This is a genomic window from Flavobacteriales bacterium (assembly GCA_016716605.1).
In the GTDB taxonomy this organism is placed as follows: Bacteria; Bacteroidota; Bacteroidia; order Flavobacteriales_F; family PHOS-HE28; genus PHOS-HE28.
Map to the genome: position 1 here is coordinate 649,431 of JADJWA010000001.1, position 12,261 is coordinate 661,691.

The 12,261-nt window shown below is 63.4% G+C and carries 10 protein-coding genes; 7 read left to right on the forward strand and 3 right to left on the reverse strand.

The window, feature by feature from the left end:
* Positions 1-52 precede the first annotated feature (52 nt).
* Positions 53-2,845, reverse strand: a complete 2,793-nt coding sequence (locus tag IPM12_02535) for a 2-oxoglutarate dehydrogenase E1 component (GenBank protein ID MBK9146680.1) — start codon at positions 2,843-2,845, stop codon at positions 53-55.
* A gap of 109 nt (positions 2,846-2,954) precedes the next feature.
* Entirely contained in the window at positions 2,955-3,332 is a 378-nt protein-coding gene (locus IPM12_02540; protein ID MBK9146681.1) for a hypothetical protein, read from the reverse strand.
* Positions 3,333-3,392: 60 nt separating this feature from the next.
* On the opposite strand from IPM12_02540, the gene IPM12_02545 reads away from it, so the two are divergent.
* The 7 genes from IPM12_02545 (at position 3,393) to IPM12_02575 (ending at position 10,560) form a co-directional block, all read left to right on the forward strand.
* A complete protein-coding gene (locus tag IPM12_02545; GenBank protein MBK9146682.1) occupies positions 3,393-4,265 on the forward strand; it encodes a hypothetical protein in 873 nt (290 codons plus the stop codon).
* A 108-nt stretch (positions 4,266-4,373) separates the two neighbouring features.
* Positions 4,374-6,422 (forward strand): hypothetical protein, encoded by a 2,049-nt coding sequence (locus IPM12_02550; GenBank protein MBK9146683.1) that lies wholly within the window; start codon positions 4,374-4,376, stop codon positions 6,420-6,422.
* A 61-nt stretch (positions 6,423-6,483) separates the two neighbouring features.
* Entirely contained in the window at positions 6,484-7,374 is an 891-nt protein-coding gene (locus IPM12_02555) for a TIGR01777 family protein (GenBank protein ID MBK9146684.1), read from the forward strand.
* A gap of 190 nt (positions 7,375-7,564) precedes the next feature.
* Complete coding sequence (locus IPM12_02560) at positions 7,565-8,317, forward strand: hypothetical protein (GenBank protein MBK9146685.1); 753 nt, start codon at positions 7,565-7,567, stop codon at positions 8,315-8,317.
* Complete coding sequence (locus IPM12_02565; GenBank protein MBK9146686.1) at positions 8,314-8,976, forward strand: response regulator transcription factor; 663 nt, start codon at positions 8,314-8,316, stop codon at positions 8,974-8,976. Before IPM12_02560 ends, IPM12_02565 begins: the two co-directional genes overlap by 4 nt.
* Before the next feature lie 31 nt (positions 8,977-9,007).
* Positions 9,008-9,661, forward strand: coding sequence for a response regulator transcription factor (locus tag IPM12_02570; GenBank protein MBK9146687.1), 654 nt, complete (start codon positions 9,008-9,010; stop codon positions 9,659-9,661).
* A gap of 107 nt (positions 9,662-9,768) precedes the next feature.
* A complete protein-coding gene (locus tag IPM12_02575) occupies positions 9,769-10,560 on the forward strand; it encodes a M15 family peptidase (GenBank protein ID MBK9146688.1) in 792 nt (263 codons plus the stop codon).
* A gap of 177 nt (positions 10,561-10,737) precedes the next feature.
* On the opposite strand, the gene IPM12_02580 is transcribed toward IPM12_02575, so the two are convergent.
* Entirely contained in the window at positions 10,738-12,225 is a 1,488-nt protein-coding gene (locus IPM12_02580) for an OmpA family protein (GenBank protein ID MBK9146689.1), read from the reverse strand.
* Positions 12,226-12,261: the final 36 nt, after the last annotated feature.

Here is a 12,261-nt window from a genome sequence, read left to right on the forward strand (position 1 = left end):
GTTCGAGTGCTTGGTGGTGCTTGAGTCTTGTGTCTTGAGTCTTGTGTCTTGTTCAGGCTTTTGCTTTCGCAGTTGCGGCCTTCTTCTGCTTTGAAGCGATCGGCGCGAACGCCTTCTCGATGATTTCGGCCTGCTGTTTCGCGCTGCGCTTGCTGCTGCCGGTGGCGGGGGCTCCGCTGGCGGGCCTGGCGATCACCTCCCAACTGATTTCGGGGAAGTGCATGACGATGTGGCTCCACGCGCCCATGTTCTTCGGCTCCTCTTGCACCCAGAGGAAGCGCTCCGCCTTCGCGTACTTCTTGATCACTGCGCGCATCTGGTCGGCAGGCAGCGGATGCAGCTGCTCAATGCGCACGAGCGCGGTGTCGGCGATGGCCTTCTCCTCGCGATGGGCGGCCAGCTCGTAGTGGATCTTGCCCTGCGTGAAGACCACCGTGCGCACCTGCTTGGCTTCGGCTGCGGCGTCGTCGATCAGTTCCTGGAAAGCCCCCTTCGCGAGATCCTCCAGCTTGCTCACGCACTTGGGGTGGCGCAAGAGGCTCTTGGGGCTGAAGACCACCAATGGCTTGCGGAACTCCCACTTCAACTGGCGGCGCAGCGCATGGAAGAAGTTGGCGGGCGTGGTGCAGTTCACCACCACCATGTTCTCATCGGCGCAACTCTGGAGGAAGCGCTCCATGCGCGCGCTGCTGTGCTCGGCGCCCTGACCTTCATAGCCGTGCGGCAGCAGGAGCACCACGCCATTCTGGGTGCCCCACTTCTCCTCCGCGCAGCAGAGGTACTGATCCAGCACGATCTGCGCGCCGTTCACGAAATCACCGAATTGCGCTTCCCAGATGGTGAGCGAGTTGGGCCTTGCCAGCGCATAACCGAACTCGAAGCCCAGCACGGCGTACTCGCTCAGCAGCGAGTTGTAGATCTGCAGGAGCGCCTGCCCTTCGCGGATGTGCTTCAGGTGGATGTACTCCTCCTCGCTGTCCTCCACCTTCACCACGGCGTGGCGGTGGCTGAAGGTGCCGCGCTCCACATCCTGGCCGGTCATGCGAACCGGATGGCCCTCGAGCAGCAGCGATCCATAGGCGAGCAGCTCACCCATGCTCCAATCGATCACCCCCGCTTCCATCATCCTCTTGCGGTCGCCGAGTATCTTCTCCAGCTTGCTGAAGAACTTCTTGCCGTCAGGATGCAGCGCGCTCAGCTTTTCACCGATGAGCTGCAAGGCCTCCATGGGCACCCCGGTCTCCGGCGAGCGCAGGAAATCCTTCGGGCCTGCGGTCTTGAAGCCCTTCCAGCGCTCCTCGAGGAAGTTGGTGATCCTGCCCACGCGCACCTGCTTGGCTTCATCGAGCCGAGCGTTAAGCATGGCCATGAAGGATGACTCCATCTCGGCGGCCAGCTCTTCGGCTTCATGCACGCCGCTGCTCTTGAGCTTGTCGATGTAGATCTTCCGTGGATCGGGGTGCGCCTGGATCCTCTTGTAGAGCAACGGCTGGGTGAACTTGGGCTCATCGCCCTCGTTATGACCGTGCTTGCGGTAGCAGAGGATATCAACCCAGATGTCGGTGCCGTACTTCTGGCGGTAGTCCATCGCCAGCTTCATGGTATAGGCCACGGCCTCGGCATCGTCGCCGTTCACGTGGAAGACCGGGCACTGCGTCACCTTGGCCACATCGGTGCAATAGGTGCTGGTGCGCGCATCGATGTAGTTGGTGGTGAAGCCCACCTGGTTATTCACCACGATGTGGATGGTGCCGCCGACCTCATAGGCCTTGAGGCCGGCCATCTGCGCCACTTCGTACACCACGCCCTGGCCGGCCACGGCGGCATCGCCGTGTATGATGATCGGCGCGGTGATGCCCTTGGCGAAGTTGTCGTCGTGCTCGATGATGGCGCGCGAGATGCCCTGCATGATGGGGCCCACCGTCTCCAGATGGCTGGGGTTCGGGGCGAGCGTCAGCCGAACTTCCTTGCCGGTGTTGGTCCTCAGCACGCTGCTGTAGCCCATGTGGTACTTCACGTCGCCCTCCACCAGCTCATCGTCGTAGTCCTTGCCCTCGAATTCGGAGAAGATCTGGTCGTAGCTCTTGCGCAGGGTGTTGGCCAGCACGTTGAGGCGGCCGCGGTGCGCCATGCCGATCACGTACTCGGTGATGCCCAGCTCGGCGCCGTGCTCGATCACGGTGTCGAGCGCGGGGATCAGCGCCTCGGCGCCTTCGATGCTGAAGCGCTTCTGCCCGATGAACTTCTTGCCGAGGAAGCGCTCGAAGACAACGGCCTCATTGAGCTTCTCAAGGATCTCCTTCTTCTGATCGATGGTGAATTCGGGCGTGTTGCGGACGCTCTCCATGCGTTGCTGCAGCCACTTCACCTTCTCCGGGTTGCGGATGAACTTGAACTCCGCGCCCACGCTCTGGCAATAGGTCTGCTTGAGCAGGTCGATGATGTCGCGGAGCCTGGCTGGCCCGATGCCCACCTCGTTGCCTGCGCTGAAGACCGTGTCGAGGTCAGCGGAAGTCAGCCCGAAGTGCTCAATGTCGAGCGTGGGCGAATACGTGCGGCGGTCACGGACCGGATTGGTATCGGTGAAGAGATGACCCCGCTGCCGATAGCCGTTGACGAGCTCGATGACGCGGAACTCCTTCTCGAAGCGGTCGTTTCCGCCCGGAGCCGGAGCTGCGGGGGCCCCTGATTCGATGCTGCCGCCCTCCAAGGCGCGGGCGAACTCGAATCCCTCGAAGAAGCGGGCCCAACCGGTCTCCACGCTGGCAGGGTCCTTCAGGTATTGCTGGTACAAGTCGTCGAGCCAGGCGCTATCGACGTTGCTCAGGTAGGAAAGCTTGTCCATCCGGCGGCGAAGGTAGAATGGCGGTTGAAGGTTGTTCCCTCGCTCCGCCTGGAATGACCGGTTGTTGTCAACAGCGTGCAAGCCTTTGCGGAACCCGGGCTGGTCTGAGCTAATACCGCCCTGCGTGCCGCAGCCTCGAGAGCACCTTCAGCAGGGCCCGTTGCACGATGATGCCGGCCAATTCATGCAGCCCGCCGCGGTCCATGGCGGCATTCACCTGACGCTCGGAGAGGTCAATGCGGTTGATAGCGCGGGAGAAGGAAGATGGGCTCAATCGCTGCCAATTCCCCAGCGCGGTGAGCACCTGCGCGCGCAAGAGCTCGAAGGCCTCTTCGCCAACCGGCGGATCCGGCAGCTCCACGGCATCGAGCGCAAGGTCCTTGCGGAGCTGCGCAACGGTTGAGCTGAGCACTTCGGCGCGATCGAGCCAGAGGCGCAGGCCGTCCTCCTCCCCTTTCGACAGCGATGTGTTGGCCTCCTCGCCCATGCCGGCAAAGGTCCGTGCATGGCGGCACTACTTTCGCCCGGCGCAGAAAAAACAGAACGCATGCACCTCCGATCGATCATCGTCACGCTCCTCGCCGCACCACTCATCGCCTTCCCGCAGTATGGCAGCTTCGACGCCTCCGTGGTGAAGGCCGCGAAGGCGCTTCCGCTGGTCGTGGTGCTCGACGCCGGCGACTCGCCGTACAACCGCACCGTGATGGACGCGGTTAAGGCCGATTGGAAATTCAATGCAGCCGTGGATTTCATCACCGTAGCCGATCTGGGCATGCAGCCCATCAGCGCCGACAAGCTCTACCTGATGAAGACGCGGCGCGTGGACCCGGTGAAGTTCGAGGGCACCTTCATCGCCGTGGTGAAGGGATGGAAGCAGAAGAAGGGCGATGTGCTTCAGCAGACCGACAACTGCTTCACGAGCATCGGCGCCGAGCAGGAGCTCGCTTCGGTCCTGATCGACCCCAAGGCCATTGCCGATGGGAAGGCCGCCGCGATGATCACCTTGTATGTGAAGCACTTGCAGGATTACCTCAAGCAAGTGGAGGCCGGCCGGATCACTGACAAGACCACCGCCGACCGCCTTTATGCCGGGCGCACGCGCCTGGTCCGCGAAACGGAACTGGTGTTCAGCAAGGACCACCTGGACAAGAGCCTGCCGGGCGCCGATGCCATCAAGGCACAGTACACCTCGCCCTTCAGCATCGGCGATCCGATTGCGGCCGTTGAAGCCCAGGATCGCACCAGGGCCGTGAGCGACGCCGTGATCACCGCGGGCGACCACAAGAACAAGCACTGCTTCAAGCGCGTGTTCAATGCCGGTACCGGCGAGCTCCTGTACCTGCGCGACGATGCGGCCATCTTCGGCAAGAAGGAAGGCTTCATCGAAGAGGACCTGAAGGCGATCGAGCGGGCGCGCTAGGCGTCGCGCTCAGGGTTGCGCCCAGCACCTGTTACCGATCCAGGCCGAGCCTTGGGGTTGGAAGTGCGCCATGCTTTTCTACATTGGCGATCCTTAAAACCTGGGCACATGCGCATCCTTACCCTTTCCCTTCTCCTTTGGGCCCTGCCGGCCCTAGCCGAGCACCTGCCCGGCGGCAACATCTCCGTGCGCTGCATCAGCGGAAACCAGCACGAGATCACCCTGAAGCTCTGGCGCGAATGCACCGGGGTGCCCATGATCGACCAATCCGTCGGTTTCGTCAGCTCCTGCGGCGTCACCTTCGAGCTTGATAACATCCCGTTGATCTCCGTAGCCAACGTGTCGCCGGTATGCGAGAGCCAGGCCGATCAGACCACCTGCAATGGCGGCGCCCTCATCGGCATCGAGGAGTACACCTACCGCACCACCGTCTTCCTCAGCCCATGCAATTTCTGGCGCATCTACTGGAGCACCTGCTGCCGCTTCCCGGCGCTGAACGTGCAGGGCTCGCAGGGCATCTACATCGAAGCGCTGGTGAACAACCAGGGCGGCAATTGCATCGACTACCCGACCTTCAGCGACGATGTTCCGCCGCTGGTGTGCGTGAACCAGCCGGTGAGCTACGACCCCGGCGTGGTCTTCACGCAAGGACAGGACCTGCGCTTCCGCCTGATCGAAGCGCGCCGCCTGCTCAATGCCGATCCGCTGAACCTCGACATCCAATCCGTAGGCTACCAATCGCCGTTCACCGGCCCAGAACCGTACACCGGCCTCGCAATCGACAGCCTTACCGGCCAGATCTCCTTCACACCGCTGGGACAGGGCTACATCGTGTGCGTGATCGCCATTGAAGTGCGTGACGCCAATGGCACCTGGCGCGGCACCATCATGCGCGACTTCCCCTTCATTGCCCAGGCGTGCGATAACAACGTGCCCGATGCGGCCAGCGGCGTCGCGGAGAACATCGATGGGGCGCTGGCCGCAACAGGGCCATACGCCCTCAACGCCTGCGGGACCGGCTGCTTCAGCGTGGCCATCTCCGATGCCGATGCCGTGCAGACCGTGAGCCTCGAAAGCAACTTCGGCATTCCGGGCGGGGGCATTGAACTGTTGCCGGGGAATCCCGCATCGGCCACGATCTGCCTCGATGGCTCGGCTCCTTCCGGGACCTACCTGTTCACCATCACCGCTTCCGATGATGCATGCCCGGTGGTCGGCACACAGGTTTTCACCTACGCCATTACGGTGCTCGCCAACGCTGGCGCGGGCGCCGACGCCACCGTTCCGCTCTGCCCCGGAGAGACCATCGACCTGAATGATTTCCTCACGGGCGAACTTGGCGGCTCCTGGAGCGATGGCCCCTTGGTGAGCGCATTGGGCACCTACACCTACATGGTTCAAGGCGCGTGTGGCGAGGACAGCGCCGTGATTGATGTGGTGGCGGGCACGGCACCCGACGCTGGCACGGATGCGACCGTGGAGATCTGCGCGGACGGCGAGGTGGACCTCTCCGTTTACGTGACCGGTGTGAGTGGCGGAGTCTGGAGCAACGGCCCGGAGGTGAACGCACCCGGTGAGTACACCTATACCGTGAGCAACGCCTGCGGCAGCGATGAGGCCGTATTCACCGTGAACGAATTGCCGGATCCCGAAGCCGGTGAATCGACCTCCATCCTTGTTTGCACCCAGCAGGATGCATTCAACCTGCTCGATTCGCTGATCGGAACGCCCGACCCCGGCGGCGCGTGGTTCTTTGAGGACGAACCGGCCTCCAGCACATTCGACCCCACCATGAATTCCGAAGGCGATTACTGTTACGTGGTGGCTCATCCGCAGTGCGGCGCCGACACGGCGTGCGTGCGCGTGAACTTCGTGGATCCGAGCGACCCCTATTGCCTCACCCTTGGGGTTGCCGAATCCAGGCAGCGCGCATCCCTGCATCCTAATCCGAGCGAAGGCCTGCTTTATATCCGGGTTGACCGCGCATCAAGGGCGGAAGCGATCGAGGCCTCGGGGCGGTCGGTATGGAGCGTGCAGCTGGGAGCTGGGTTCAGCACGGTCACCTTGCCGGCGCACTTGGCCAATGGCACCTATGCGCTGAAGCTCTGGCACGCTGACGGATCGATACACGTGCAGCGATTCGAGCTGCTCCGTTGATCGGATCGAACGAATTGTCAACGGGCGCCGATCCTTCGGCGCCCGTTGTTGTTTAGCGGCCATGGCCATCGTGCTCATCACCGGCGGAAGCGGCCTGATCGGAAGGAGGCTCACCCGGGCCCTCATCAGCCAAGGCCACGAGGTGCGCTGGCTCAGCCGCCGTGCCGGAGCACGCGACGGCGTGCGCGCATTCGCATGGGATGTGGGGCAGGGCCGTATCGATCCGGAAGCGCTGCGCGGTACCGACCGCATCGTTCACTTGGCCGGTGCCAGCATCGCGGACAAGCGTTGGACGAAGGCGCGCGTTGCCGACCTGGTCGCCAGCCGTGCCGATTCCGCTCGCTTGCTGCTGCGCGCCGCGCGCGAGAACGGATGCGCGCCCGAGTGCTTCGTGAGCGCATCGGGCTCGGGCTATTATGGCGCGGTCACGCGCGATGAGCCGTTCACCGAGAACGATCCGCCGGGCACCGATACCATTGCGCGGATCACGGTGGAATGGGAGCGCGCCGTGGATGAATGGGGCGCGCTAAGCCGCGTGGTGAAGTTGCGCACGCCCGTGGTGCTGGCCCGTGAAGGCGGCGCTTTGCCGAAACTGGCCATGCCCGTGCGTTGGGGCTTGGCCGCATCGCTGGGCAGCGGGAGGCAATGGATGCCCTGGGTCCATATTGAGGACCTCGTTCAAGCCTACCTGCGCGCCTTGCAGGATGATCGGATGCGGGGCGCGTACAACATCGTCGGCGGCAATGCCACGAATGCCGGGTTCATGCGAAGCATTGCGCGCGCGTTGGGTAGGCCGATGTTCCTGCCAGCTGTGCCGGGCTTTGCGCTCAGAGCCGTCCTGGGCGAGATGGCGGGCCTTCTCACCGAAGGGTCGCCCTTGGGCACTGAGCGGCCGCTTCAGCCGAGCCCGCGCTATGCCTCCCTAGAGGCAGCGCTTCGCGACCTGCTCTGAATCGCTCCTTGGCCGGGCTGCCGACGCCATGCCACCCGGCGCCATGCACGGGGCGTCTTCGGAATCCGTCTTTCATGCGGTCGCTTCGGCCACGGCGAATCCTAGTTGCACCACCCGGTCGAAAATGACCCCCCTTCGGATTTCATGATCACCAGCGGCTTTCCCACTTTGCGCCCCACGCCGGTGCAACATGATCGCTGTGATCGCCTTGCAGTCGTACACGTGGCTCTCGATCGCGGCCAGTGCGATTCTCTTGCTGGTGATCGGGCTGACCGCAGCGCTTTGGAGCACCCGCCAGGCCTTGGCCGACGCCCAACTTGAAATGAACCGGGCAATCGCCCTGTCCGAAGCCCAAGGCGCGATTGCCAGCCAGAACATGCGAGCAGCGGCGAAGGCCCTGCACGAGATCGTAGGCCAGTCCCTCAGTTTGGCCCAGCTGATGGCGCGCAGCGCTTATGCCATGAACCCGGATCCACGGATCAAATCCTGCGAAGAATCCCTTGACCACGCCATTCCCGAGCTTCAGCTCACTGTGCGCGCGCTGCGCAGCGGCCTGGGCCATGAGATGACGCTCGGAGAGGTCCTCGCGCTTGACGCCGACCGGCTTGTTCGCTTAGAGCGCGTGCAGGCCTCAATGAAGGAGATCGGCCTCCCGCCCACCTTATCCGCCGATGAGCGCGTGGTGCTCTATCACTGCTGCCAGAGCCTGATGGGCATGGCACTGCATCGACCGGGCGCGGAGAAGCTGACCATCACCCTGGATGCGAGCGGCCCTCTCCGGCTCAGCTTCCACCTCGGTGGAACAGGCCCCGAACCAGGATCGCACCACGAACCAGCCTTGCTCGACACGCTGAACAAACGATGCAACCTGTTCGGCTACACGGTACTCCCCGACCCCGACGATCAGCAGAGCGGCTGGATGATCCGCGCACTTGAAACATGAAGCATCGCGTTGCACTTGTCGATGACCATCACCTGGTGCGCGCTGGCTTGGCCGCCACGGTGAATTCGTTCAGCGAATACCAGGTGATCCTCGAGGCGGCGCATGGCGGTGAACTGATCGCTGGGCTGGAAACCACCAGTGAGCCCCCTGAGCTGGCCATCGTTGACCTGAACATGCCGGTGATGGACGGCTGGGCCACCATTGCCTGGCTCAACGAGCACCGGCCCGATATCCTGCCCATGGCACTCACCTTTGAGGCCAGCGATGAAGCCATCCTGAGGGCCGTGCGAGCTGGGGCCCGCGGCTACCTGCTCAAGAGCACGAGGCCCGAAGTCCTGAAGCTCGCACTGGACAGCATCCGGCTCACCGGCTACTACACCAGCGAAACCGTGCAGGAAAGCCTTGAGCGCAACCCCGACAAGCTCACTCCATCCGAGCGCCAGCGAGCCGCCCTGATGGCGCGCCTGACCCAGCGCGAGATGACCCTGCTCCGGCTGGTATGCGATGAGCGTGAATTCACCTATGAGCAAATGGCCGACACCATGGGCATCCATCGTCGATCCATCGACTACCTGCGGTCCCAGCTCTTCGAGAAGCTCGGCGTGAAGAGCAAGACCGGGCTGGTGCTCTTCGCCATGCGCTGGGACCTGCTCGAATGAGAATCGCTATTTACGTGCCCACGAATCGAGCATGAAGGTCCCCATCGCTCTGGTCGATGACCACACCCTTTTCCGCAATGCCTTGGCCGATATGATCGGACTGATCGGCGGCTACGACGTGGTGCTGCAGGCCTCCAATGGCCAGGAGTACGTGAACGCCATGAGCAACGGGCCCCTCGTGGCCGTGGCCGTGGTGGACCTGCACATGCCCGTGATGGACGGCTTCGACACCATCCGCTGGATCCGCGAGAACCAGCCGCAGACGCGAGCGCTTGCCCTCACCTTCGACCGCGATGAAGTGACCATGTCCAAGGCGCTGCGAGCCGGGGCATGCGGGTTCCTGCCGAAGAACGTGAGCCGGGGCCTGTTCAGTGAGGCCCTGCAGCAAGTGGCCATCATCGGGCAATACATCAATGAGGACCTTGTGGAGCACGGACAATCGATGACCCCAAGCGCCTTTGAAGCAGAGCGCCTGCGCGTGGTGGGCAGCATGAGCCAGCGCGAACTCGAATTCATACGCCGGGTCTGCCAGGAGAGCGAGCCCACCTACGATGAAGTGGCCAACCAGATGGCCGTAGCGCTCAATACCGTGAATGGCTATCGCGAGCGCATCTTCCACAAGTTCGGCATCAAGAGCAAGGCCGGCCTGGTGATCTTCGCCTACAAGTGGGGCCTGGTCGGATAGGGGGGGTCGAAAACAACCCCCCTCTCTGCTTGGATGGAAGCGCTCCATCATTGACCTTCGATCGGTCACCTGCGCATCTAGATACCCGGTTGCCCGAACCCACATCCATGCCGCTCGATAGCTCTGCCATCCGATTCGCTCAGGAACATTTGCCTCGCAAGCGCTACACCGGCCCAACAGATGGGCTGCTCAACAGTGAGATGGGCGCGGCGCTCAGCGGCAGGCCGGGCATCGCGGCATCGTGGCCGCTGGCCCGCAAAGTCATCGCTTTCATCCAGCAACGCATTGGCCTCTCCGGCCGCGACGTGGATGGGCTATGGGGCGATCAGACGCAGACCACCTACGACGACCACCTCTACAGGCTCTCCCATGGCCACCCGCCGCCGAACACTCGGCCGGAAGAGATCGAGCTCGGCACCCGCAACCACTGGCCGCGTCAAGGCACCCGCGATGCGGATCTCACAGCCTACTACGGCGCACCGGGCACAAGTTTGGTCTCACTCACCCCGCCCTTCGCGCATTACCTCTCCTGGGCGCCCACGCAACAGGTTCGCACCATCCGCTGCCACCGCATGGTGAAGGACAGCCTGGAGCGCGTGCTCACCAAGGTGCTTCGCATCTATGGGCCCGACGAGATCCGCCGCCTGCGCCTCGACCAATACGGCGGCTGCTACAACGACCGCCCCATGCGCGGCGGCAAGCGCAGAAGCACCCACGCCTGGGGCATCGCACTCGATTACGACCCCGCCAATAACCAGCTGAACTGGGGCCGCGACCGCGCCACGCTCGCACGACCAGAGTACGAGCCCTGGTGGCGTTGCTGGGAAGAAGAAGGATGGACCAGCCTCGGCCGCCACCGCAACTTCGATTGGATGCACGTGCAGGCGGCGGGGGTGTGAGGGAGAAACGTGGTGCAACGCGTTCCTGGATGAACTTGGAGGCCGGCGACGCAGGTGAGCGCTGCATCTGGATTCTCGCACGAGAAGAGGGCGACAAGCCACGCTGTTGAATGACTCGCAACAGGACACTCAGTGGGTGCTCCACTCCGAGTCACCATTCGCGCATCGCTCCCGGCACTATGGTTCGCCGGGCATGATCATCACGGTGACCATGCGGTTCAACTGACCGGATTCGGCAAGCCCGCTGATCGGGTACCCACCGAACACCAGCACCTGCACGCGATCGGGGGCAATGCCCAGCATGTAGCACATCCGCGCGATGGCGTTTGCGCGTGCAAGCGCGAGCTGGTAGTTGTCCGCATGGCTTCCTTGCTCATCGGCGTGGCCCGTGATCAGGAGCCATTGGTCCGCATTGAGCGCTTCCAGCGCGCGCCTCAAATCCGCTTGGGTCGCTGCACCTGGATCGGCCGAGCCTGCGGTGAAGCGGAATTCCATGCGCTCCTTAAGCCGATTGGATGCTGATGAGGTATCCAACCCACTGAGGGTGTCCGATCCTTGGCACGGCCGCACCTCCCTTCGGATGCGATCGGCCGGCCGGTCCGCTTTGGTGCTGCAGCCTGCGGGGGTCCTGACGTAAGGCGTGCGGAAAGTCCACATGCCATTCACGCATTCGCCGGCATCCTCGGTGCCAAGCATCCACCGGCACGGACCACATACTTCAGTGCGCTTCACAGGTTCCGGACGTGGCGCATCGGGCGTGCAATCGGCAGCATCGCTCACGAACATCGAGGCGATTGTCCGGGTGCCATCGATGCACTCGCCACGCTTCTCGGGGCCGATCACCCATTGACAGCCGCAACGCTCACGACGAGTGACAGCAGCCGGGCGCGGACCAGGCGGGTCGCATTCCGGCCATGCGGCAACGAATTGAGCCGTTACGGTACGGCTGCCGTTCACGCAGCGACCGACCTCTGGTGGCCCAGGCACCCATTCGCAGCTGCATGGGGCCGGTGCGACTTCGTCAACAGGCTTGTTCTCCGCCGGGACGCAGCCGCTCACGCTGCTCACGTAAGGCGTGGTGCGCGTGCGGCTCCCTTCCACGCAGGCGCTGAACGCAGGCTGGCCGGGCACCCATAGGCAGCACGGTGCCTCACGGGTTTGCGCAGCTGGCCTTCCGGTTGGCTGGCACCCCGCGACGGCAGGCACGAATTCGCGCGTGAAGCGGCGGACATCGTTCACGCATGGGCCGGCGGTCTCTTGGTCGGAGAGCACCCATTCGCAGGGCAGCGGCACGCCGGTGACCCTGACCGTGAGCGTGATGATTCGTGTTCCGACGCTGGCGATCTTGATCCGCGCGGGCTGCTGCCCGGCTCGCTCGAAGGTCACCAAGGCTTCATCGGGCGAATCGAGCATGACCACACGCCCATCGGGAAACCGCGCCTTATCCAGCCCAATGCTGAGCCGGGGATCGCGTTTCACAAGCCATTTCTTCTTCACCGTATCGGTGAGCTGCACGCGGATCCTGCCTGCTTCGCTGGTTCTGACTTGTGCGGGGGAGGCGATCATGCCCGAGCCGTCCTCGTCGGCGAGCAGCAAGGCCAGATCCGGCACCTTGGTGCTGGTGCTATCGTCGATCACCTGGATCTCGACCTTGAATGAAACCATATCCTCTTGAGCGAGGAGGCTCCCTGCCGTGCATAG

What these genes read in the sequence shown, in the direction of transcription:
- IPM12_02535 (MBK9146680.1), bottom strand. Translation starts at nt 2,845, where the DNA reads ATGGACAAGCTTTCCTACCTGAGCAACGTCGATAGCGCCTGGCTCGAC.
- IPM12_02540 (MBK9146681.1), bottom strand. Translation starts at nt 3,332, where the DNA reads ATGGGCGAGGAGGCCAACACATCGCTGTCGAAAGGGGAGGAGGACGGC.
- IPM12_02545 (MBK9146682.1), top strand. Translation starts at nt 3,393, where the DNA reads ATGCACCTCCGATCGATCATCGTCACGCTCCTCGCCGCACCACTCATC.
- IPM12_02550 (MBK9146683.1), top strand. Translation starts at nt 4,374, where the DNA reads ATGCGCATCCTTACCCTTTCCCTTCTCCTTTGGGCCCTGCCGGCCCTA.
- IPM12_02555 (MBK9146684.1), top strand. Translation starts at nt 6,484, where the DNA reads ATGGCCATCGTGCTCATCACCGGCGGAAGCGGCCTGATCGGAAGGAGG.
- IPM12_02560 (MBK9146685.1), top strand. Translation starts at nt 7,565, where the DNA reads ATGATCGCTGTGATCGCCTTGCAGTCGTACACGTGGCTCTCGATCGCG.
- IPM12_02565 (MBK9146686.1), top strand. Translation starts at nt 8,314, where the DNA reads ATGAAGCATCGCGTTGCACTTGTCGATGACCATCACCTGGTGCGCGCT.
- IPM12_02570 (MBK9146687.1), top strand. Translation starts at nt 9,008, where the DNA reads ATGAAGGTCCCCATCGCTCTGGTCGATGACCACACCCTTTTCCGCAAT.
- IPM12_02575 (MBK9146688.1), top strand. Translation starts at nt 9,769, where the DNA reads ATGCCGCTCGATAGCTCTGCCATCCGATTCGCTCAGGAACATTTGCCT.
- IPM12_02580 (MBK9146689.1), bottom strand. Translation starts at nt 12,225, where the DNA reads ATGGTTTCATTCAAGGTCGAGATCCAGGTGATCGACGATAGCACCAGC.